The organism is Trichocoleus sp. ST-U2, from assembly GCF_039961875.1.
Taxonomy (GTDB): Bacteria; Cyanobacteriota; Cyanobacteriia; order Cyanobacteriales; family FACHB-T130; genus FACHB-T130.
Genome location: NZ_JAMPJY010000039.1, coordinates 1 through 24309, shown reverse-complemented (window position 1 = coordinate 24309; position 24309 = coordinate 1). Strand labels below are relative to the sequence as shown.

Below are 24309 nucleotides of genomic sequence, written 5' to 3'. Positions count from 1 at the left end.
TTAAGTACCTACTCGGAAACGCTTTGGCTCCTTACGGCACTTGCCAAATCTTGATTGTCTTGTCCTGACTGCTACTAGCAATAGTCTGACCGTCGGGGCTAAAAACTACAGCATGAATGGGGTTCGCATTCCCAAAGAAAGTGTGAATCAAATCGCCAGTATGTAGATTCCAAATTCTGAGTATTCCGTCCTTACCACCGCTGACAAGCTTCTGACTATCAGGGCTAATGGCGACTGATTCAACTGAGTCTAAATGCCCTGTAAGAGAATGGAGTAATTCCCCGGTGTGGAGGTTCCAAATTTTGATTGTGCCGTCTGTACTGCCACTGGCGAGAATTGCACTATTGGAAGCGATCGCCACTGAATTAACCTGCCCGGAATGCCCTCTAAGAATATGGAGGAGTTTCCCCGTATGCAACTCCCAAATTTTGATAGTATTGTCCAAACTGCCACCGGCAAGGAGCCTGCCATCTGCACCAATTTCAACAGAAGAGAAGGCAGATGTATACCCGGAAAGCGTATTAAGTAATTTACCCGTCTTCAGATTCCAAATTTTGATGGTGTTATCCTCACCGCCACTGGCAAGAGTCTGACCATCAGGACTAATAGCAACTGATAAAACTGACCATAAATGTCCTTTAAGAGTACGGAGCAGTTCACCTGTATGCAAATTCCAAATTTTGATGGTGTTATCTTCGCTGCCGCTCGCCAAAGTCTGACCATCAGGGCTAACGGCAACATCGTAAACCCTTCCTGAGTGGTCAGAAAGAGTTTGATTTGAGTTTTCTGCCTTTAGATCCCAAACCCTAACTATTTGGTCTATGCTACCGGTGACAAGCGTTTTTCCGTCCGAACTGAAGGCAACCGACTCGCTCGTGGAGGCGCTAGTAAGTGTATCTACTAGAAATTCTTCTAGTGGGACAGTTAGCGTCGAGGAGTTTCTACTTTGATACCTAGAGCCAAAACCAACAATAAAGATTGAAAAAATAGCGATTCCTGCTGTAATCAATCCCGCCCCAAGTAGTAGAGAAATTTTTTGATAAGCGGTAAAACCTTTAATCAGGTTAGGGAATCTACGAGTGTCTTTCTTGCTCTTAACTTTGTAAGGCCGGAGCAAAATCCGAGGATGCTCGATCGGCGAATCAATTTTTTCGCTTGGCTGATTAGAAATCGGCGGTGCATTTTGATCAGATAATTCCGGTGCAGGTTGAGGTACTGAAGGTGCTGGTGATTGAGGAGAGGTGACTATCTCTGTTGGTAGTCTTGGGCGAGTGGCGATTTCTGTTCGTTGAAATTTAGGGGGATTTGCAATTTGCGCTGATGAGTTTATATTGGTTGATTGTTGGAGAGCTTGCAGCGTTTCCGCTACAGACTGGTGGCGATCCTTGAAGTGATAGCGCACCATCTTGGTTAGAACCGCTTTCAGCCCAGAACTAATCTGAACCTGTTGCTGCCACAAGAGTTCACCAGTCCCAGAGTCTTCCTGAAATTGTGTCGGATTCAACCCCGTTAATGCTTGGATGCCAATAATCCCCAGCGCATAAATGTCGCTGTTGGGACGAGGTTTGCCTTGCCCTTGTTCTGTGGGCATATACCCTGTAGTGCCAATAGCTACCGTTATGTTTGGCTGTTCTGGTGGCACCACTAGCTGTGTCCGCACTTGTTTTACGGTGCCAAAGTCAATCAGAACTAATTTTTTGTCCCGGTTACGTCGGATAAGATTATCAGGTTTGATATCGCGATGGATGACTTCGTAGCTGTGAACAAATTCCAGGATGCTCAAGACTTCACCGAGCAGTTGGATAACTTGGCTTTCACTCCAGCAATGACCGGGTTGTAGTTCCTCACTGAGCAGTTGCCCTTCAATGAACTCTTGTACTAAGTAAAACTCTTGGTTTTCTTCAAAGTAGGCTAACAGCCGGGGAATTTGGTCATGGTAGCCCAATTTTTCTAAGATTTCGGCTTCGCTACAAAATAGACGCCGAGCGATTTGCAAGCATTCGGAATCGCTACTAGCAGGTTTGAGGTGTTTAACGACACAGGTTGGGTTTCCAGGGCGACGAGTATCTTGGGCAATGTAGGTTTGACCAAATCCACCTCTGCCCAAGCTGTCAATTATCTGATAGCGTCCATCTAGTAACCTGCCGAGCATTGGGTGATTTACTGAGGCGGATAAATCATCAGTAGCAGTATTTTTGGGCATAAAGACTGTACTCTCAAGACGTATGGAGCTGGCGCAAGCTTTTGGTGCCTTAGCTTGAAGTTCATCAGTCTGGTTTTCGGGTAAAGAAGTGAGAATTTAGGTTCGATTACCAAGATGAAACTAGCAAACCTCTATTTACCTCTCGGACTCAAAAGTCCAGAATTATGCGACGTTTTACAAAACTTCACATTTAGTTCAACGGTAAATCGATTTTAGATTTTAAATTTTGGATTGATTTTGCTTTTACTGGAAGGCTTGCAGATTTAGAAAAGTTGATTTTCGGTTTATTCCGAAACAATTCGTAACGTATATAGAGCGCTCCTACCGTTGGGTTTGCATCTACGATCGAGGGCAAAGGGGGAAGTTTTCTCGATCAGTATTGCTTTAGGCAAGGTAACTAAGATGATTCCAAGCGGTCATCGGAGCTGGCAGTTAGGGTTAGCGAGGTGGTTAGCAATTGGTGGAGCGATCGCTTTCTTTGTCTCCTTGCAAGATTGCGCTTTGGCTCAGATCCAAGCTGATGGAACAGTAGGAACTACTGTCAACTCCTCTACCTTCTTACCTTGTAATACTTCTTGCACTATCGAGGGTGGAACCCAAGCAGGAAATAATCTGTTCCACAGTTTTGGGAGTTTTAGCATTCCCAACGGAGGCATTGCCGATTTCCTTATCAACAATTCTGCGAGCGCCAACATCCTAGCCAGAGTTACGGGTGCTTCTCCTTCTGATATTCAAGGGCTGATTCGAGGTGGAGGGAATGCCAATCTCTTCCTGATCAATCCCAACGGTATTATATTTGGACCCAACGCTCAGCTAGATATTGGCGGTTCATTTGTCGCGACAACAGCGAATGCGATCGCGTTTTCCGGTGATGGAGAGTTTTCGTAGACTTCAGCGGTCGATTCTCAGAATCCTTTGCTGAGTGTCAATCCTTCTGCCTTCCTATTCAATCAAATTGCTGACTTTACGGCTAGTTCTGAGTTAGGGCTAGACGGGACGCTGGAAATCAACACGCGGGATAAACAACTTGAGGAGTTACCAGCGGAATTTGCGAATGTCGAAATTAGCCAAGTCTGTCAAACAAGTGGGCGTCCAGACCAGAGCGAATTTATTGTCACTGGTCGCGGTGGTTTACCACCCAATCCCGGCGAGGCACTCAACGGTGACGCCGTTCAGGTAGATTTAGCTACGCTCAACCCTAAGGTAGAGAACCGCTCTAGTCCAAATGTTTCCACGAATTCAACTAGACCAACACTAGCTCCTATCGTAGAAGCTCAGGGGTGGATAATGGGTGCCAATGACAAAGTGGTACTTACAGCGAATGCGCCCACCGTCACGCCCCATCGTTCCTGGCAGAGGCCACCTGAGTGCAGTGTCAACTAAACTTTCCTGAAGCGGCGATCGCGATTATTCGTAATATGCCAGCATCCTACCGTTTGCTTTCCTATTTATCCTGATTGGTAACGACCTGTAATTCACTCAATAACTGTTACTTTTGAGGAGGCTTTTGCTGTGATAGCTCAAACTAGCCGGAGGTGGGGCTGGAAATTGGGGTTAGTGAGTGGGTTAGCGATGAGCGGGGCGATCTTTTTCTCTGGAACTGGCGCTTTTTCCCAGGTCACTCCCGACCTTTCTTTAGGAACTGTAGTTACTCCTAACGGTACAACCTTGGAAATTACAGGGGGGACAACTGCTGGCGATACCAATCTATTCCACAGTTTTGAGAATTTTAGCATTCCCGACAGAGGCATTGTTGATTTCCTCAACGCTCCTGCGATCGCCAACATCCTAGCCAGAGTTACGGGTGGCTCTCCTTCTGATATTCAAGGGCTGATTCGAGCTGGAGGCAATGCCAATCTCTTCTTGATTAATCCCAACGGCATTATATTTGGACCCAATGCTCAGCTAGATATTGGTGGTTCATTTGTCGGGACAACCGCGAATGCGATCGCGTTTCCTGGCGGTGCGGAATTCTCCCTAACTTCAGCCGTTTCCCCCGATAATCCGTTGCTGATAGTTAATCCTTCGGCTTTGGTATTCAATCAAATTGTCGCCCAGCCGACTAATTCCATTGAAGTCAGAGGAACTCTAGCAGTTGATGAAAATCAAAGCTTGCTCCTAATCGGGGGTAATGTGTCTCCAACTACCACTTCAACCGGGAAAATCTCGATTGAAGGCGGTTCTTTAAACGCTCCAGGAGGTCGAGTGGAACTGGGAGGATTATTAGGAGTAGGAACCGTTGGGCTACTAAATGTTGATGAAAATAATTTACGTTTGAGTTTTCCCGATAGCGTAGCGCGAACTGATATATCTCTTACCGATGGTGCAAACGTGAATGTACGTGCTGGTGGTGGCGGTAGTATTACGCTCAACGCTCAGAACTTGAATATGGCAGGAGGAAGCCAACTTCAGGCGGGAATAGATTCAGAGATAGGGTCGCCTGAGAGCAAGGCGGGAGATATTGAAATTAATACAACAGGAGCAATAAACCTTACTGATGGCAGCTCGCTTTCTAATAGTGTTTTAGTAAGAGGCGTGGGTAAGGGAGGGGACATCAACATCACGACTGGGTCACTGTTTGGAACTAATGGCGCTCGACTGACTACCAACGCTTCTGGACAAGGAGATGCGGGTAGTGTGACGATTATTGCCTCGGATACCATCTCCTTTGATGGGGTGGGGAGCAATGGATTATCTAGTGGTGTATTTAGCACTGTGGAGCATGGCGCTGTAGGCAACGGGGGGGACATCAGCATCACAACGGGATTCCTTTCACTGACCAATGGTGCTGTAGTGTCCGCTGAGACTTTTGCACGGGGGGATGGGGGTAGTATCAGGATTACTGCCTCGGATACCCTCTTCTTTAATGGGTTGGGGAGCAATGGATTATCAAGCGGGTTGTTGAGTGGCACCAAAACACCAGCCACTGGTAAGGGCGGTGATATCACAGTTACTACTAATGTCCTGCGCCTAGCGAATGGAGCCGTTTTAAGTGCGCGAACTTGGAACCTCTCTACTGGCGGTAACATCACGGTTGATACTAACAACCTTGAGCTTAGTGGTGGCGGACAATTACTCACAACCGCCTACAGCACTGGAGCAGCAGGTAACATCACTGTCAATGCGACTGACGACATTACCATTTCTGGCTCTGACCCCACCTTCAATGACCGACTTGCCCAACAGGCCGATCCGTCAAAGCTCGATCAGGTTGACGCGGCTAGTGGGGTATTTGCTGATACAATTCAAATTCCTGATCTTGACCCCACAGGTGAGGGGGGAAACGTAATCCTTACGACTGAACAGTTGCTTGTCCGCGAGGAAGGTAAAGTCGCTGTAAGTACTGAAGGGTCAGGGGATGCAGGCGACCTTTGGATACAAGCTGACTCTATCCGTCTAAATACTGCTGCACGCCTTGAGGCTGAAACCAGAAGCCAAAAGCCTGACAGCCCAGAGGGGCAGGGGAATATCACACTGATCTCTCAAGAATTGCTGTTGCGTCGTGGCAGCAATATCACCACCAACGCCACTGGCACAGCTACTGGCGGCAATATTAGCATTGATACTGGTGTCATAGCCGCCTTAGAAGATAGCAACATCAGTGCCAATGCTCAAGATGCCTTTGGGGGTCGGGTCATTATCACCGCTCAAGGCATTTTAGGTACAGAATTCCGGGAAGAACAGACCCCCCAAAGTGACATCACAGCCACTTCTGAACTTGGACCTGAGTTTAGCGGCACTGTGGAAATCAATACGCCCGATGTTGACCCCAGCCGTGGATTGACCAACTTGCCAACTATACCAGTTGATACTGAAGTAGCACAGGGTTGTAGTGCAGGTGGAAGTCAAGCTCAAAGCGAATTTATCATCACTGGTCGCGGCGGCTTGCCCCCTAATCCCGGTGAAGCACTTAACAGTGATGCCGTTCAGGTAGATTTAGTTACTCTCAACCCTAGAATAGAAAATCGCTCTAGTCCACCTCAAGCTACCAATCCAACTAGACCCACACGAGTTCCTCTCGTAGAAGCTCAGGGGTGGGTAATGGGTGCCAATAGCAAAGTGGTACTCACAGCAAATGCGCCCACCGTCACGCCCCATCGTTCCTGGCAGAGACCACCTGAGTGCAGTGCTAGCTAAACTTTCCTGAAGCTGCGATCTCAATTATTCGTAATTATGCCAGCATCCTACCGTTTGCTTTCCTGTTTATCCTAATTGGTAACGACCTGTAATCCACTCAACAACTGTTGCTCTTGAGGAGGCTTTTGCTGTGATAGCTCAAAGTGGTCGGAGTTGGAAGTTAGGGCTAGTGAGTGGGTTAGCGATGACTGGGGCGATCGCTTTCTCGGGAACTGGCGCTTTTGCCCAGGTCACTCCCGACCCTTCTTTAGGAACTGTAGTTACTCCTAACGGCACAACCTTGGAAATTACAGGGGGGACAACTGCTGGCGATACCAATCTATTCCACAGTTTTGAGAATTTTAGCATTCCCAACGGAGGCATTGCTGATTTCCTCAACGCTCCTGCGATCGCCAACATCCTAGCCAGAGTTACGGGTGGTTCTCCTTCTGATATTCAAGGGCTGATTCGAGCTAGAGGGAATGCCAATCTCTTCTTGATCAATCCCAACGGCATTATATTTGGACCCAACGCTCAGCTAGATATTGGCGGTTCATTTGTCGCGACAACAGCGAATGCGATCGCGTTTTCCGGTGATGGAGAGTTTTCGCAGACTTCAGCGGTCGATTCTCAGAATCCTTTGCTGAGTGTCAATCCTTCTGCCTTCCTATTCAATCAAATTGCCGCCCAGCCGCTTAATTCAATTGAAGTCAGAGGAAATCTAGCGGTTCTTGAGAATCGGAACTTATTACTGGTCGGGGGTAATTTATTTCCAGATACAACCTCCACTGGAGGAATATTAATCGATGGCGGCGCTCTAACTGCTCCAGGTGGTCGAGTCGAGTTAAGCGGCGTAACACTAGGAAGAACAGTAGGGCTGAATTTTGAGGGCAATAATAATCCAAGATTGAGTTCTCTTGATGGTGTAACACGAACCGCCATATCTCTCATCAATGGCGCGGACGTGAATGTAACATCTGGGGGTGGCGGCAGTATTGTGATCGACGCTGGCAATTTAAATGTTTTAGGAGGAAGCTCTATCAGTGCTGGAATAGGAGAAGGTTTAGGGTCAGCTAGCAGTCAGGCGGGAGATATTACACTCAAGGCTACAGAGGTAATAACGATTGCAGACCGCAGTGGCATCTACAACAATGTAGAAGAAGAAGCCGTGGGCAACGCAGGCAATATCAATATCAGGACTGGGTCGCTCTCGATAACAAATGGTGCTGGGCTATATACATCCAGCGCAGGACGAGGGGGAAATGCGGGCAGTGTGACTATAAATGCCAGAGATCGCGTTTCCTTCAATAGAGGTTATGCATCCACCAGTGTGGAAGAATCTGAAACTGTGGGCAACGCAGGCAACATCGACATCACGACTGGGTCGCTATCGGTGATGAATGGTGCTCAACTGCTATCTCTGACTCATGGACGGGGACATGCTGGAAGTGTGAATATAAATGCTCGCGATACAGTCGTTTTTGATGGGATGGGTAGCAAGAATGGAGTCCAGAGTGCCGTATTCAGCACTGTGGAAAGAGGAGCCGTGGGCAACGGGGGCAGCATCAACATCATAACTGGGTCACTATCGGTGACGAATGGCGCTCGGCTGATTGCTAGCACTCGCGGACAGGGAAGTGCGGGCAGTGTGAATATAGATGCCCGCGATACGGTCTCCTTTGATGGAGTTGATGAGGAAAACAGTCAATTTATTCCAAGCGGGGCATTTAGTACGGTGGAACGTACAAATAATACCAATGCTGTGGGCAATAGTGGCGGCATCAATATCAAGACCAGGTTGCTCTCGGTGACAAATGGCGCTCAACTGGAAGCTCTGACTCGTGGACAAGGCAATGCCGGAAGTGTGAATATAAATGCCCGCGATAGAGTTTCTTTTGATGGGGTAGGTCGAGAGGGTAAATTCCAGAGTGCGGCACTGAGTACTGTGGAAGATACATCTGTGGGTAACAGTAGCGGCATCAACATCACGACTGGGTTGCTTGCGTTGACCAATGGCGCTCTGCTAAGTGCCAGCACTACAGGACAGGGGAATGGGGGTAACATCACCCTTAACGTCAATACACTGGAGGCACTTAACGGTGGACAAGTTGTTACCACCAGCCGCAGCAGTGGCAAAGCAGGTGACATCACCCTTAATGTGGCTGACAGCGTTACTCTTTCTGGCAGCGACGCCACATATTTTGCTAAGATTGCCCAATTTGGTAAGTACGTAGTTGAGGGTGCAGGACCTGCAAGTGGACTGTTTGCCAATACATACAGAGATCGAGGGAATGGAGGTAATATCACTATCCAAGCAAGGTTGCTCTTTGTGACTGATGGTGCTGTCGTAACGGCTAGTGCTGTAGGAATGGGGCAGGCAGGTAGTGTAATCGTTAAAAAAGCCGACACGGTTCTCATAGATGGGCAGAGTCAAGGAGGCTCTCCCAGTCAGGTGTCTGCCGACACTCAGGGGTCTGGAACTGCTGGAGACGTGATAATTAATACCCGGCAGTTGATTGTTAATAATGGAGCGCAAGCCTCAGCCTTCACCGAGAGTACAGGCAACGCTGGAACTTTAGAAGTGAATGCCACTGAGTCCGTGACAGTTGGTAAAGATAGTGGCTTGTATTTCGATAGCCGCAGTTCCGGTGATGCTAGAGGTATCAGGATAAACACTGGACGGTTAGTTGTCCAAAACGGAGGACAAGTTACGGTTAGTGGTACAGGGACAGGGAATCCAGGCGATTTAGAAGTCGCAGCGGGTTCAATCTTCCTGAACACAGGAGGAAAACTTACTACCGAAATCGCTTCGGGCAATGGTGGCAACATTCGATTGCAGGTGCGAAACCAAATACTAATGCGCTACAACAGTTTGATTTCTGCATCGGCGGTGGGTCCTGGAAATGGCGGCAATATCGAGATTGAGGCTCCAAATGGCTTTGTGCTTGCCTTTTTATCCGAAAATAGCGACATCGTTGCGAGTGCCAACCAAGGAAACGGGGGCAAGTCCCGCGCCACAGCGACTGGAGTGTTTGGGTTCAGACAGTTTCGCGATCGCCGCACCCCCGAAAGTGACTTTACGGCTAGTTCTGAGTTAGGGATAGACGGGACGCTGGAAATCAACACGCGGGATAGACAACTTGAGGAATTACCAGCGGAATTTGCGAATGTCGAAATTAGCCAAGTCTGTCAAACAAGTGGGCGTCCAGACCAGAGCGAATTTGTTGTCACTGGTCGCGGTGGTTTACCACCCAATCCGGGCGAAGTACTCAACAGTGACGCCGTTCAGGTAGATTTGGTTACGCTCAACCCTAGAATAGAGAACCGCTCTATTCCACCTCAAGCCACCAATCCAACTAGACCCACACCAGTTCCTCTCGTAGAAGCTCAGGGGTGGGTAAGGGGTGCTAATGGCAAAGTGGTACTCACAGCGAATGCGCCCACCGTCACGCCCCATCGTTCTTGGCAGAGGCCACCTGAGTGCAGTGCGCTTCAGTCGAATTCTAAGCTTTGATGTAGCAGATATCTCCGAAAATTAATCTGAAACCCTTGCCTTGCCTGAGTCGATATTTAATTTTTGGAGATGTCTAGTAGTTGAGCAACTAAATTCACAACTTGTTGCAGTTGGAGCATTCTTTTCGCCACCACTGCTTTTTCCAGCAAAGACGTTCTGCGAAGGAAGGCAAGAACATGACAAGAAAACGGTCTGTATTTTTCCGTAGAATTCGTCGCCTGCTGAAGTACGTGCAGGCAAGAACGTACCGCCTCTTAACCCTACCGCTCCTTTTGGCTATGTTCTTGGGTACGGCAATATTGCCGCCCGCTTTCGCCTATATGGTTGCAGAAAACACCATTGTCCAAAGTACATCCGATGCCCAAGAGATAGATCAACAAGCTAGAAAACTCTACGAAGCAGAACGGTTTTCTGAGTCAGCTTCCCTCTGGGAACAAGCAGCTACTGACTTCAAAGCTACTGGAGATGGACTTCAAGCAGCCATGACCTTAAGCAATCTCTCCTTAGCTTATCAGCAACTTGGACAGTGGACTGAAGCATCTCAAGCGATCACCCAAAGTCTAAATTTATTACAGACTGGACAAAATCTCGGCACCTCGAAAGAGCGATCGCTTCTCCTCGCCCAAGCCCTAGATGTTCAAGGTCGCCTGCAACTAGCACTCTCGAAATCTCAAGAAGCCTTAACTACCTGGCAACAAGCAGCTAACATTTATGCACAAGTAGGCGACACCTTAGGGGTAACTCGTAGCCGTGTTAACCAAGCCCAAGCCCTGCAAGCTTTGGGGCTTTACCGTCTGGCCCAGCAGACGTTAACCGAAACTACCCAGCTTCTGGAAAACCAACCCGATTCTCTTCTCAAGGTTACAGGGCTGCGGAGCCTCGGCAACGTCCTCCGAGTAGTCGGCGATTTAGAGCAATCCCGGCAAATCTTGCAGCAGAGTAAAGAAGTGGCTACGCGAGTGCAATCTCCTCAAGCTATCAGCGATGCCCTGCTCAGTCTGGGCAACACAGCCCGCGCCCAACAAGATACCCAAGCCGCTTTAGAGTTTTACAAGCAGGCTGTCCTCACATCCGTCTCACCCGCTACGCTGATCCAGTCTCAGATGAATCAGCTGAGCCTATTGTTGGAAAACGAGCAATCGAGCGCTGCCTATACATTGTTGCCCCAAATCCAGTCTCAAATTAGCAATCTACCCGCTAGTCGAATGGCGGTTTACGCCCGGATTAACTTTGCCCAAAGCCTGATGAAGCTAGGGACTGGGGGGCTGCGGGATTCCGGGAGCAACAGACAACGAACAACGGACATCGCTCAGCTGCTAGCTACAGCTGTCCAGCAGAGCAAAAGCCTCAAAGACCAGCGAGCAGAATCTTATGCCTTAGGCACTCTTGGCGGGCTGTACGAACAAACAAGGCAGTTATCTAATGCCTTTGACCTCACCCAGCAAGCCCGGCTTCTAGCCCAAAGTATTGATGCTCCGGATATTGCCTATCAATGGCAATGGCAATTAGGACGTCTACTCAAGGCTCAGGGAAATATTCAACAAGCGATCGCAGCTTACACGGAAGCATTCAACACTCTCAAGTCTCTCCGTCGCGACTTGGTCGCTATCAACCCAGAGGTTCAGTTTTCCTTTCGGGAAAGTGTGGAACCTGTCTATCGACAGCTTGTCGATTTGCTCTTGCAACCTGTAGGAACTTCCGAACCCAGTCAAAACAATTTTATAAAAGCTCGTGAAGTCATTGAAGCTCTCCAGTTAGCAGAACTAGACAACTTCTTGCGGGAAGCCTGCTTACAAGCAACCGTGGAGATTGACAAAGTAGTTGACCAAGAGAATTCAACAGCAGTCATCTATCCAATTATTTTGCCAGACCGACTAGAGGTTATCCTCAAAGTATCCCAGCAAAAAAACCTGTACCACTACTCCACTCCTGTAGCCGAGAGCCAAGCGGAAAGCGTTTTAAAGGAGCTACGGCAACAACTAATAGAACCTGATGCAACTGAAGAAGTTAAATCCTTGTCCCAACAGGTATATAACTGGTTGATCGAACCTGCTATGACAAATTTAGCCCAAAGTAATGTCAAAAAGTTAGTTTTTGTACTAGATGGTTCCTTGCGGAATATCCCAATGGCGGCTCTCTACGACGGTAAACAGTATCTCGTGGAAAACTACAGCGTTGCCTTAACCCCTGGCTTGCATCTGATAGACCCTAAGCCTTTGAAGCAGCGACAATTAAAAGCAATAGTCGCCGGAGTGAGTGAACCACGTTCGGGATTTTCTGCACTACCCAACGTGAAGCGCGAATTAGAGGAAATTCAGTCTGAAGTATCCAGCAAGGTACTTCTTAATCAGGAGTTTACCAGCACGGCTCTGCAAGATCGGGTTAACTCGCTGCCTTTCCCTGTAGTTCATCTTGCAACTCACGGTCAGTTCAGCTCTCAGGCTTCAAAGACATTTATTGTCGCTTGGGATAAGCGCATCTATGTCAACGAGTTGAATAACTTACTGCGAACTAGAGACCAAAGCCAGCCCAACAATGCTATTGAACTACTCGTTCTTAGCGCCTGTCAAACAGCTGCTGGCGACAACCGGGCAGCTTTAGGAATCGCTGGAGTAGCGGTGCGGGCGGGAGCGCGTAGTACCCTAGCTTCTCTGTGGAACGTGGATGATGAGTCTACCGCTCTCCTGATGAGCCAGTTTTACCGAGAGTTAACTAATAATCAAGCACTACCTAAAGCTGAAGCACTGCGTCGCGCTCAGCTGGCTCTTTTAAAGAATCCTCAATTTCAACGTCCGATGTTTTGGGCACCCTACATTTTATTGGGTAATTGGCTTTAAAAAATTAAAAAACGAAGAAATTTCTTCATTTTTTTAATTCTTAATTGTTAGTAGGGGTGCAGCATTCTACTATTGGCTCTTTTGCAATATTATCCAAGCCAACGCTTTGCAACAGGGCAGCCCAATCAAGAGCTTTCGGATCGGTACGGCGAAGCTGGGAGGCAACAGTCAACGCCTCGTACCAAAAACCGTTGGTGGCATAAAGGGCAACGCGATCGCGTGGTGTCGCTTTCTCTAACTGGCTCTCCAGGGCGGGGTTCACTGAGTTTCTTTGAATCCACCCCTCAACAAAAACAGGTGGTTGTTGTGGCTTACAGTAAATCTTGAAATACCAACGATACCGCTCACCAAGCTTTAACGGGGGAGCTGTGGATGGAAGGGGCAGGCTAACAACCCCCGGCGTCTTGGGTAGCGTGACATCAGTCTGGTAGACTAACTTACCATCTTTATTCCGCAGCACAAACTCTCCAGTAAATGGGGGCTGATAAGGTACATAAAACCAGAAAGTGGGATGCTCGGCGGTCGTCGCTCCCCAGACCAATTCCGCATTCAGAGGCTGATAATCCGCATAAACCGGAACCAAGGCAGTAAGCAGCTTTTTCTCAGACATAGAGCGCTGTCCGTCCATTTCCTCACAGACACGACGGCTTCCTGCTTCAAAGCGACGACCAGGTTCCCCAATGTCGGCGGGTGGAGGCGGTGCGGCAAATATCAACGATCCATTTGATTGTCCGCTGGGGTTTAAGGTCGGGCGTTGCACAAGTAGTAATACCGAGTCAACAGGCTGCGCCTGTAATCGTGTACAGGCAAGGAGCGCCCAACTAATAGCAAAGGTAAGTTTAATCATTGGAACAGGCAACTTCATTTGGGCGATCGCTCAAAGTTATCAGTGTATGCTACTGTCGCTGTGGCTCTGGAAGTCGCGTAGACTACTACACTACCGCCAGTAACTACCAAAGCTAAAACTGACGGGACGAGGGGTATCCAGATGCCTTGGGTGAACAGACCAAAGCAAACAACGTATAAAACCGAGAGTGCAGCTCCAGCCGCCAGTCCCAGGTGTAGTCGTGACTGACAGTGCCAGACAAGGATACCTCCCACAAAAGACCAGCTCCAGACCCAAAGAATTTCGCCCCAAATAGGCCAAACCCGTAATAGGGGTCGCCCATCTTTGACCGCACTCAAAATCTGACTCACCATCTGCGCTTGCACAATCACTCCTGGCATTTCTTGATAGAACCCCTGGCTACCACTGTACGGGGTGGGAATATAATCATGAGCGCTTTCGGCAGTGACACCGATCAGGACAATTCGACCCTTGACTCGATCGGGTTTGACTTGATCGTTAAGAACTTCTGCAAGCGTGACGGTTGGGGCAACCTCTAGAGGGGTGCGGTGGTAGGAGCGGTAATTGAGAAGTATTTGATAGCCCCACGCATCCACTTTTTGATAGCCGCCAGTATGAGTTTGCAAGCGCTTAAAGACGACGTTGCCCACTTGCAAATCCCCTTGAGGAGTATACTTGGCAGAAATCCCCTCCGCCTCTAGATAATGAAATGCTAGCTGGGCGCTGAGGCCGTAGGGCGCAGTACAAGGGGATGCGGGGCCTGGTTTCATCGCTAATAAATGGCGACGTAGAACGCCGTCTGGGTCTTTGACAACATCACTAAAGCCTTGGCGTTCTGTCGGGACATTAGGAGGAGGCGAAATCCCAGGATGGTTGGCTTCTTGGTCGCGGACTTTGCAAATTGCGAACAAGTCCTCCTGACTTTGCATCCGAGCGGCTAAATCTGCCTGTTTGGGGTCTACAGGATAATCGCGGTAGATATCTAAACCAATCGTTCGCGCTTTGAGTGTCTTGAGTTTCTCCAAGAGTTGAACTAGGGCAAGATCCGATAAAGAGCCTTTTCTCTGCTTCTGCTCTTTTAGCTGAAAATCATTTTCGGTGATAGTGACGATGAGGAGGCGCGGATCTTGCCCTTCATCTGGACGCGATCGCATTAACTGGTCGAAAGCTGTAAGCTCCCATGCTTGCAGCATCCCTAGATGGCGCACCCCCATAATCGCAGATGTTGCCACCACACCCAAAAGAAGCACTGTTTGCAGACAATGCCATTTGGGCAACAAAGAGCGATCGCGCTTTCTCCCATTGCCCTTTTCTGGCCAAGTCATAGGTTCTGCGGCAGGATTGGTGCAGATTACGGGCAACCAAGCCGCGCAGGGATATTGCTTCTCTAGTCCTTGCAGCCTTTCTCGTGCTTCTCGAACCGCAGCATATAAAGACTGTCCACCCGAAAAAGCTGTTAGAAAATGCCTTAAAAATTCTTGAGCTACCACGTCTGGCACTGGTTCCCGCATGACAATTACTTGGGGAATGTGCAAATCCTCCAGATGCTGCACCAAGCCCAAGCCATCACAGGAGTTGAAAATCGCTAAGCGTAAGCCGCGTTCAATCGCTTTTTTTAGGGCATTCCTTAATCTGTCTAGTGTAATCGCGTCTGTTTGATTCAGCTGAAGCAGCCCTTTTTCTTTGCTGGAACTATGACCGGCAAAAAAGAGGATGTCCCAACCTTGTTTCCAAAGCTGGTCATTTAACTTGTCTTGTTGCGGCTCTACTAAAAATTTCGTTGATGCCTTATCTGATAATTGTTCTAGAAAAACCCGGTCTTTTCCAGTATCGATTCCTTGGCTATTACCAAGAATTGCTAAAATCCTTACTTTAGAACCGGGAGTTTGTACGTTAGATTTTTTTGGGGGTTGATACTCCGGGGCGCTCAAGGCGACTTCAGCCTTGGGGTAATCTTCAAAGAATTTCCATAGATGCCAAGGAAGCCGCCGCAAAAGGTTATCGTTAGTTTCAATGATGAAACGAATTTCTTCGTCTCGGTCTAAGTGCGTTCGTAACTGCTGGTTAATGTTGCCAAACGGTTCCGAGTTGAGCCAAGCATTGATGCTGTTTGACAACCGCTGGCATAAATCGCTAAATTCAACCTCAGAAACATTAGTTACATCGGCTTCTTGAATTTTGATACGAGGACACCAATCCAGACGTTGATACAGAGCCTTATAGAGCAACTGCCAATGTCTGTAGAGTTCGGGAATTTCTGGCGCTGCTGATAAACATCCTGTGAACTTCATAGGATTAGGATCGCTTTGTTCCCAAAGCTGGGCTGTAACGGCTCCAAAGCCATTCCCCAAATCACCATTGCCTAGGCTCAAAACAACTAACTTATTCATTGGTGTCTGGCAAAAGAGCGGTCAGATTACAAAAGCCTCTTTCATACTGACATCACCGAAAGCCACTTGCAGTTTAAAGCTTTCTCCCGCTCCTCCCTGAAATCGCTTCAGTTGAATGTAGTTATCTTGGAAACGAGATTGTACTTCCTGAAGAGTTTCTCCTGATTCAGAGAGCAAACCTAGTCTGAGGTTGGGTGGCAGATAAGTTTCTCCCCCTATTGGGTGTACCTGCACTAAAATACCCACGTTCTGTTCGTCCTCCGGTGCTAGAGCTACCAACAGTGCTACGGATTGACTCCCTAGTTTTAGCCCCAAGTCAATCAGCTTCGCCCGCTTCACGCTAGTTTCACTCGCACTGGATGCACTTCTCAGGCTAAAGCCTAAATTCTGTTCGTCTGTGCCTAAAAGTGCTGATATAGACTGCCAACCCGTCTCAAATATATTCTGGAACCATTGGCTTAGGTTAACTGGTTGAGAGTCACAAGCAACAATTGAAGCGAGTTTTTTCTCTGCTTCTAAGGATTGCCCAATCTGATGAATGTGTAAGAGCAAATCTTCAAGCGATCGCAAACACTCCACAGGTAACTCACCGCTTTCTGGAACCGTTGGAGTAAATCCTAATAGCGTCGCTTCTCTCAACGATTTGTCAAACTGTACGGCGACATAACCAATTCTATCTGACCAAACTTCCGGCGGAATCTGGATGACAGAGGTATCTGGCAAGACGGGACAACACTCTAATTTACCCTTATTGGGGATGGACAAATCGGCGACATCCATAAAGGTTTGCATCACTGGGTTACGGCTCTGACTAGCTTCCCAATCAGTCTTTATTCCCATACAACGTAGGTAGAAATTCACGGCAGATACCGCCAACGTATTGAGATAAACCTGTTTGGCTTTCTTCTGATTGCTTTGTTGTCTGCGAAACTGTTCGGCGAAGCGGTGGGCATCCGAGCTTAGAGGTACGGTGAAAGTTAAATATTCCGATAGGTTTTCCATCATTTTTTGTCTCTGAATTAAACAATATTATTGAGATAATATTCTTTCAAATTCGCAGAAAATTTATTTAAACAACGGTAGTAAAAACTACTGATGGTTGGAATTTTTATGCCAAACTCTGCTGAAATTTGTTTCCAGGAATCTCCCAAAAGTCGCCGTCTTACTAAGGCTTGGAAGTTAGCTTTTGGATGATTTTCTATATGTTCCTTTTGAAAAAGCTTTTCTGGGTCTGATTCTATATATTCGGTAAGAATTTCATTGAGAACTGGAGGGGATTGCGGTACTGCAAAATTATCCAAGTCTGCAAGGGTCATTTTTTGAATGCCGGGGCTGCCTAAGATTTTCGGAATGGCTTCTTTAAAAAATCGCCGCTCCAAGAGAACATTGGCCCATGCCATCACGCCTCCACGTTCCGGGTCGTACTTGTCAATGTTTTGGCAAATATAAAGTAACAGTTCTTGTCGTGCCTCATCATAAATATCTTCATAAACACCTGAAAATTGACCCCCCTGCGGACGGCAAAGCCTGCCTGATTGTAGAATTCCATTCAGGAGCTTCCTTAAAGCTAGCTGCCGTCCTTGAGCCAACGGTGGATGCTGCTGGGCGCTCTTGGCTAGTTGTTTAAGTTGCTCATCTAGTTCATCAAACGCCGTCTTATTCATTTAAGACACCAAAGGTTATTGAACAGCCGATACGAACCTCTATTTGTTTCTCAGATGCGAAACACGAATTTTATGCAAAACGTCGTTTATTGTTACATAAGATTTTCAAAGGCACTTAGTACGAGCGGAACATCCGATCTTGTGTCAACTACTGCTGTTGAGAGAAATTCCTGCGGAAGCTTTTGAGTCTAGCTAAGACTTAAGAGAGCACCGTTCTTTGAAGAGGATAGTCCGAAGATGATTTGCCAGTAATTACCTACCAGTCCGAATTTCCGTCAGGTGGCTTAGACTCAGGTCACGCGCCGTGACACTCAGGCACTTAAGACTTTCAAACACGGGGAGCGTCTGTGTCCGTATCAAGTATAAGTGAGTATTGAGAGTGCCAAAGCAGAACCACCAAGAGCGTCCGGTTAGGTTGTTCAAAGATTCTGGGTGTTTCCTTTACAGGCCATAACGTTGACCTTAGGAACCTTTGACTTTTTGAGTATAAAGTTTCGTAACAAAAAGACGCTTCGGATAAAAGAAGTCGCCTGAACCAGATAAAAGGTAGAGCAACGCATTAGTTCATTCTGCACGCAGCACTCATGGCATCACATAACCAACTTAGGTAATTGTATTGTTGACACTCCAACACACAATTCCATCTCAAAATTTTTCCCTTCGATGATTATGGACGACCCAACACACCAATTCGTCAAGCAATTAATAACCATTGCCTATGAAATCACCAAAAATTACTACATACAATAGACCCCCTGCATAAATCGTGAAGCATGTGCCAGTTCGTAGTTTAACAAGCCAGCAATCAGATTTATCAGATTTAAACGCAGACCAAACCGTTGGCGGCGGTTACGATAGCGACCTGAAAAAATGCGAAAAACCTTAAAGTGGCGAATCACATGCAGGGATTCGCACTCGTAGCCGAGCTAATGCCCGGTTATGCTGCTTTCCGCCTTTGGAAACAGTTGCTTGCGAATTTTTTGGTAGGAACAACACGCTCCTAGATGTCGTGAAGTCAAGAGGACGATCGCCGCCTCGATCTTCGACCCTCTGTTGAACCTCTTGAACTGAGGGCACAAAAGAGACGTCGAGTCCCGTGGCTGAGAAACTCTCCAGTTTGTTGATTATGTTTTCCATAATTTGGAGCGCACAGGCTTTGGATGTATTGAACAGCCTGCCGAGCTTCCTCATGAGTTAGCTTCTTATGCTTCCATTTCTTCTGTGTAAGTTGCTGTTTTTCCTGCTGATAAATCTCTGAATATTCGCTTTGTAAGTCCTGTAGTTGGAGAACAATCGGAACGTCTGTCCAGCTACGTCGCTGTGATTTGTCGTAATTGAGCCATTTAGCCATCGTGTCGCATAACATGACTGAGGTTACTAACCAAACCCGTTGCTCGAACTCCCGGTACGCAGAGAGTACTACTACTCCCAGCAAATACTCCCACTAGGGCAATAGACTATACTAGCCTTGGTGCCAACCCTGTGAAGATCGGTAAAGCGTGTCGTAGCTAGGTTAAACAAATGTGAAAAAACCTACCTTTCCAGCTTTTCAATCCTCAGTAAGCCTACTAAATTAGACTAGACACGTTACTCTTTTTAGAAGCAATTTTAACTACTGCGTCAGAAAATGACTTTCAATTTTATTCTGCCTGGAGTCATGAAGCAGCGTTAGTCACGACTGCTCTGTAAGACACTAATTAATTCCTCCAATCGTAGGACTTTGTGCCCAGAATGTTTGTAAATACGGAGTTGTGATAAAGCTAGCTGTTCTTTTTTGGTTTGCCGACTAACATTCATTGACTTACAGTCAATTACAAGGGTATCCTCAATTCCCCGATCTAGATTTTCAGCAATTTCCAACAGCGTTTCAGCGAAAACTTCCGGCACTCGGATTGTAATTGTCGGCTTATTTTTCCACCGTGAAGGACGACCCCCACCCGCTCTTGCACCACCCCGACCAGAATTACCCATCATTAACCCCTTCAAGTTTTGTTACTAAATTGACGGAACATCAAACTGTGTAGCTGCTGTCACAAAACCAGTTGTTTTTGTTCAAAAGCTTTCTTAACCGTAAAGTATGCTTTTCTGGATTTGACACAGAATTGTTAAAATATCCTTAAAAATATCTCTAAAGTTGAAACCCTTACAGGGAAAGCGTTTCAGCCTCGTGTTCTTAGAAGTCGCCTTATAGCTGGTCATTGACAATCAGGTTTATCTGTGATATTGATTTACCCCAAAACATGAATGGCAGCCCGTGTTTGGTCGGGAGAAACTTCCAGATATTTCTGCAAAGCTCCTAAGTCTTTATGTCCGCTGATTTCCTGTAGCACTCGAAGGATGACTCCTTCGCTGTGCATGATGGTGAGCGATGTCCGCCGACAACTATGAGAGGAAGCCCCAGAAATGTCTAGTTTGTCAAAAGCCATCTCAAAAACGTTGATAGCCTTTCTGAGGCTAAGACATCCCTTCCCTTGCCATCCTGGAAACAAAAATGGATTGTTGAGTTCGGCGAACAAAAATCCATAATTTAATGTGCTAGTTACCCCTAAAGGGTCATACTCTATGGTTGGCGGAATGTTGGCATCAAGTTGACATTTGATGAGTTTTGATTCATGAAAATAATGGTTGCACTTTTTACAGAGGTAAACTTGTTCTTTATCTCTATACCATCCTTGCTTACTAAAATGCTTAGCCTCGCAAACAGGACATTGAAGTAGATTGTTCAAAACCAGTTTTCCTTCCGAATTTAAGTTCCGGTGGCTCCATCTTCCAAATAATTCTCGCAGTCGCAATAATTCTAAAGAATCTTGCCGATACCGCTGGAGAATCTCTTTAAGATGAGGGTGGGTAGGAATTGTCCGAGTTGCTTGTTTTCCTTTGGTATTCGCTTTACGAATGATAATGTCATCTCGCACGATTTCTTGATGAAAAGCGTCAACGAAATGCATTTGGCGGGCTTCAGAAACTCGACAAGCTGTATAAAAGCAGGTGGCAAATAGAGCTTTATCTCTCGTTAATCTGAATCCTTGCTCAAATAACTGTTGAATTTCTTTATGGCTGAGAACTTTAGCTTGACCATTTCTGTCAATCAACATAAGTTTATGGCTCCTTGATTCCTAAAAAAGTTTGGGGCGATTTTACAGAGCTTTCAATGGTACAATTACTTCATCTAACCTGTTAAATTTCTCGATAACTGAGAACTTTGGCTTGACCATTTCTGTCAATCAACATAAGTTTATGGCTCCTTGATTCCTAAAAAACTTGGGGTAATTTTACAGAGCTTTTAATGGCACAATTACTTCATTGAACCGAAGCATCAGGTTAAGGTAAAAGAAGCACAGCCTGTTCAACTTCTTCTCTAGAAACTTCTAAATATTTTTGGAGATGGGTGAGCCGGGTATGTCCAGAAATATTTTGAGTCACTCTGAGAGGCACCCCAGCTTTATTTATCTCTGTTAGTGCTGTCCGTCGCCAACTATGAGTAGAAGCTCCAACTACATTCACTCGCTTACAACCATTCATGAAGATTCCAGTGACTGTGTTCAAAGCGAGACACCCTTTTCCTTCTGCGCCAGGGAATAAATAAGGGTTGTTAGGGTTCATGAAAAGAAAACCGTAACTCATTGAGTTATAAACTCCCAAACGAATTATGTTATCTCTCAATTCAGGATGATCCACGAAAGCTGTTTTTGTTTGAAAGCGATACAAACAGCTTTTACATTTATACATTTGTTTATCCCGACTCATTCCAGCGGTTGTAATCTCGTAACTAGCACATTTCGGGCAAATAATTCTCTGCTCGCTGTCAAAAACCTGACCACAATGCAAGCTCTTGTAATCCCATTGTCCGATAATCTGTTTAATCTTTATAAGTTCTATAGAGTCTTGGATGTATTTTTCTAAAGATGGGATTAGCTTCGGATGAGTGGGAATGCAGCGAGTAGCCTGTTGACCTTTAGTAATGCATTTCCTAATGACGATAGTCTCTCGAACTTTATCTCCATCAAAGATATCTGTGTATCGAGCTTGTCGTGCTTCTGAAATCCGACAAGCTGTGTAATAACAAAGTTCATTCAGAGTCCGATCTCGCTGGCAAAGGAATCCCTTAGTTAGCAGCAGTTCTCGTTCTTCTGGAGTTAAAACTTTGGCCTGACCGTTTCGATTGACTTTCATGAGATTCTCCTGAGTTAGAGTTGATAGCTTTTTTTGGGTTGGACAGACAATTTGGACTTTAAGCAACCCGGTTGAATTCCCAGATCGCCGCAGCGATTTAGGAAAATTTTTGGCAAAATTTCCCTGGTGCAGAATCAACGATTTAAGAAGGAAGCTTGAAGTTGGCTTAAGTAAATTTTTTAGCGACTGACTCATTCTAAGGGGCAACTGTTTAGTCCTAACTAGGTTGCACCCTGTTGTAAAGTTTTGTTAAAGCGAATAAGTTCCACCAGTCTTGTTGGCGGGAACGATATTTCCGTGGTGCCAAGTGAAGGAGTAAAATTTCTCAAAATTCTTAGAACTGCGTTTTCTGGATAGTCCCGTGACAGTCACTTCCATGTCTCGCACTGCTGCTGTGCAGTAATCGTTTAGCTTCTGGAGAAGTTCTTGGTTGCCAGAATCCGCAACAGTGCAGATTACTGCTAAGGAAACCAGCAACCAGGAATTGCCATGATATTGAGAAGTGAGACTTTTGAGTACTTTACGTTGGGGAGCTTTCAGCTCGTTAGTAGAAACAAGCTTACAAAGAATTTTCCAGGCTTTAAGTCGTTCTGGGGTAGAAACGTTGTGATAAGGCTTGAGGCAGCGGCTGAAAGTATAATTGGCCTGCATTTCAATAATGTGGCAGAACAGGTCAGGTGCACTTGTGAAGGGACAGTCATATTCCTGGTTAGCGAACGCTTTACTAATCCACGGGTGTCCGCTTTCAATCAGCTTCCACAAGTTCTGGAGTAAATTCGCCCGTGCCCAAATCGCGTCGTAGTACCACTGGTTGACGGTCTGGTCCTCAACCGCTTCAATGAAAGGGTCATTTCCTTGAAGCTTTGCCTGCCAGCAGTGAGAAACAAAGAAATAGAAAGCAGCTAGATGACCCCAGTAAGCTTTCTGGTCTTCTGTCTGAGCATATTTCAGAAGGCTTTGACGAGGAAGGTGCCCGATGTACTTGGCTATAGATGGTTCGAGACTGGATGAGAAATGGTTCATCTTTAAGAAGTGTTTAAAGTTCAGAGTCAAGCGTCTTGAAGTGCGAATTGAAGCGGCAGTCTCGGCGGCTATCTTGCCGTGCGATCGCTTCCTGCTGAGACTTGAGACAGTCATGGGCAGCTCAACATCTAAGCATTCAAATATCTTAACATCTAAATATTTAAACATTCAGACATTTAAACATTTAGATGCTTTTCACTTTGAACTGCGATAGAATCTGTCCATCAGGACTCATTGCCGCATCCCATGATTGTGACAGTTGCTCTAAGCTTTTAAACATTCAAGCATTTAAGCATTTAGAGGCTTTTCACTTTGAACTGCGATAGAATCTGTCCATCAGGACTCATTGCCGCATCCCATGATTGTGACGGTTGCTTCATTTAAAGGAGGGGTGGGGAAAACAACCACGGCCTTACATTTGGCTGCCTACCTCCAACAGCATGCTCCAACTCTTGTGGTAGATGGGGATCTTAACCGCAGTGCTAGTGAGTGGGCTAGTCAAGAGAAATTGCCGTTTAAGGTTGTGGATGAAAAGCAGGCAATCCGCTTTGCCAAACAGTACGAACATATTGTGCTTGATACACCCGCCCGACCTGCTCCAGAGGAACTCAAAACCTTGGCTGAGGGCTGCGACCTACTGGTCTTGCCCACTTCGCCTGATGCGCTGGCTCTGAGTGCCATGCTGCAAATGGTGGCGGCGCTGCATGCCCTTACTTCTAACTACCGAATTTTGCTAACTCTGATTCCTCCTCATCCCAGCAAAGTTGGAGTAGAAACGAGAGCTACGATTGAAAATGCCTCTCTACCTATCTTTAAATCGGAAATTCGACGGCTAGCAGTCTTCCAACGGGCTGCCTTAGAAGGGGTTCCAGTCTGCGATGTGAAAGATCCCTATGCTAAAAATGCTTGGCGCTGCTATACCGCTGTTGGGAAGGAGATACTGCCATGAGCCGTTTTGACGAGCTATTCAATGCCGCTAAAAAGGTACCTGCGCCTGAGACCGAGCCGACCAAAAGTACCAAACTATCTAAAAGTAAAGACCCCAACTATATCCGCACGACTGTTTACCTTCCCAAGGAATTACATCGGCAACTGAAGTCCGTCGCGGTGTCGGATGAACAGGAGATGAGCCAGATTGTTGAAGAATCTCTTGCCCAGTATCTGAAATCTCGATCGACTTATCTAGATGTTTAAATTCTTGTGCGATCTCGCTACTACGTCCTGATAGCGGCGATCGCGCGAAGGTGAAGATTGACGCTTCAATGTAGCAAGAATTTCATCAACCGTGCGCTTGCTTTTCGACCAATTCTTAAATTAATGTTTGTCGCACTCGCTCCTCACTCCGTCCCAAGTGTCTCTTTCGGCTCCTTTGGCTTCTTCTCAAAAACTTGGATGTTTGGCTCTACTAGCACAAAGCCGTTTTCACTCGTTTGACCCATCTTTCCAGCGATCGCCGCCACCCACATGGGGTACTCGGCTTGTGCCTGTTCTAGCTTCTTAAAGACCTTCGGTTTAACAGTAACGCTGACAAGCCGCCCGTCA

16 protein-coding genes and 1 pseudogene are annotated in these 24309 nt (G+C 46.7%); 7 read left to right on the top strand and 10 right to left on the bottom strand.

The window, feature by feature from the left end:
• Window positions 1-31 precede the first annotated feature (31 nt).
• Window positions 32-2203 carry a serine/threonine-protein kinase gene (locus tag NC996_RS21355; protein ID WP_190686619.1) on the bottom strand — a complete coding sequence of 724 codons (2172 nt, stop codon included), beginning with the start codon at window positions 2201-2203 and terminating at the stop codon, window positions 32-34.
• A 402-nt stretch (window positions 2204-2605) separates the two neighbouring features.
• Here NC996_RS21355 and NC996_RS21350 point away from each other — a divergent pair, with 402 nt between their 5' ends.
• The 5 genes from NC996_RS21350 to NC996_RS21330 all read left to right on the top strand — a co-directional run bounded on the left by NC996_RS21350 (window position 2606) and on the right by NC996_RS21330 (window position 12670).
• Window positions 2606-3091, top strand: a complete 486-nt coding sequence (locus NC996_RS21350; RefSeq protein ID WP_199303146.1) for a filamentous hemagglutinin N-terminal domain-containing protein — start codon at window positions 2606-2608, stop codon at window positions 3089-3091.
• A gap of 27 nt (window positions 3092-3118) precedes the next feature.
• Window positions 3119-3586 (top strand): S-layer family protein, encoded by a 468-nt coding sequence (locus NC996_RS21345; RefSeq protein ID WP_199303144.1) that lies wholly within the window; start codon window positions 3119-3121, stop codon window positions 3584-3586.
• A 129-nt stretch (window positions 3587-3715) separates the two neighbouring features.
• Window positions 3716-6340 carry a filamentous hemagglutinin N-terminal domain-containing protein gene (locus NC996_RS21340; RefSeq protein WP_190686616.1) on the top strand — a complete coding sequence of 875 codons (2625 nt, stop codon included), beginning with the start codon at window positions 3716-3718 and terminating at the stop codon, window positions 6338-6340.
• 130 nt (window positions 6341-6470) lie between these two features.
• Window positions 6471-9833: a filamentous hemagglutinin N-terminal domain-containing protein gene (locus NC996_RS21335; RefSeq protein WP_339380363.1), complete on the top strand. Its 3363-nt coding sequence runs from the start codon at window positions 6471-6473 to the stop codon at window positions 9831-9833.
• A 176-nt stretch (window positions 9834-10009) separates the two neighbouring features.
• Window positions 10010-12670: a CHAT domain-containing protein gene (locus tag NC996_RS21330; protein WP_190686613.1), complete on the top strand. Its 2661-nt coding sequence runs from the start codon at window positions 10010-10012 to the stop codon at window positions 12668-12670.
• Between the two features lie 40 nt (window positions 12671-12710).
• On the opposite strand, the gene NC996_RS21325 is transcribed toward NC996_RS21330, so the two are convergent.
• From NC996_RS21325 to NC996_RS21290, 8 genes are all read right to left on the bottom strand, one after another.
• Window positions 12711-13535, bottom strand: a complete 825-nt coding sequence (locus tag NC996_RS21325) for a DUF928 domain-containing protein (RefSeq protein ID WP_348260018.1) — start codon at window positions 13533-13535, stop codon at window positions 12711-12713.
• Window positions 13532-15907, bottom strand: a complete 2376-nt coding sequence (locus tag NC996_RS21320) for a CHASE2 domain-containing protein (RefSeq protein ID WP_190686607.1) — start codon at window positions 15905-15907, stop codon at window positions 13532-13534. The genes NC996_RS21325 and NC996_RS21320 overlap by 4 nt, the downstream gene beginning before the upstream one ends.
• Before the next feature lie 21 nt (window positions 15908-15928).
• Entirely contained in the window at window positions 15929-16912 is a 984-nt protein-coding gene (locus NC996_RS21315; RefSeq protein WP_190686604.1) for a DUF1822 family protein, read from the bottom strand.
• 14 nt (window positions 16913-16926) lie between these two features.
• On the bottom strand, window positions 16927-17571 hold the full coding sequence (locus NC996_RS21310) for a sigma-70 family RNA polymerase sigma factor (protein WP_190686601.1): 645 nt from the start codon (window positions 17569-17571) through the stop codon (window positions 16927-16929).
• Between the two features lie 1668 nt (window positions 17572-19239).
• Window positions 19240-19545 (bottom strand): hypothetical protein, encoded by a 306-nt coding sequence (locus tag NC996_RS21305; RefSeq protein WP_199303142.1) that lies wholly within the window; start codon window positions 19543-19545, stop codon window positions 19240-19242.
• Between the two features lie 254 nt (window positions 19546-19799).
• The gene (locus tag NC996_RS21300; RefSeq protein WP_190686599.1) at window positions 19800-20666 is read right to left on the bottom strand and encodes a tyrosine-type recombinase/integrase; all 867 of its coding nucleotides are present in this window, start codon (window positions 20664-20666) and stop codon (window positions 19800-19802) included.
• Between the two features lie 226 nt (window positions 20667-20892).
• Window positions 20893-21744: a tyrosine-type recombinase/integrase gene (locus NC996_RS21295; protein WP_190686596.1), complete on the bottom strand. Its 852-nt coding sequence runs from the start codon at window positions 21742-21744 to the stop codon at window positions 20893-20895.
• A gap of 249 nt (window positions 21745-21993) precedes the next feature.
• Window positions 21994-22881, bottom strand: coding sequence for a hypothetical protein (locus tag NC996_RS21290; RefSeq protein WP_190686593.1), 888 nt, complete (start codon window positions 22879-22881; stop codon window positions 21994-21996).
• A 244-nt stretch (window positions 22882-23125) separates the two neighbouring features.
• Between NC996_RS21290 and NC996_RS21285 the strand changes: the two genes are divergently transcribed.
• Window positions 23126-23716: a ParA family protein gene (locus NC996_RS21285; RefSeq protein WP_190686590.1), complete on the top strand. Its 591-nt coding sequence runs from the start codon at window positions 23126-23128 to the stop codon at window positions 23714-23716.
• Window positions 23713-23961: a hypothetical protein gene (locus NC996_RS21280; protein ID WP_190429645.1), complete on the top strand. Its 249-nt coding sequence runs from the start codon at window positions 23713-23715 to the stop codon at window positions 23959-23961. Before NC996_RS21285 ends, NC996_RS21280 begins: the two co-directional genes overlap by 4 nt.
• Before the next feature lie 143 nt (window positions 23962-24104).
• Here NC996_RS21280 and NC996_RS21275 read toward each other — a convergent pair.
• Window positions 24105-24309 (bottom strand): annotated as a pseudogene (locus tag NC996_RS21275) (fertility inhibition FinO-like protein); the annotation flags it as partial.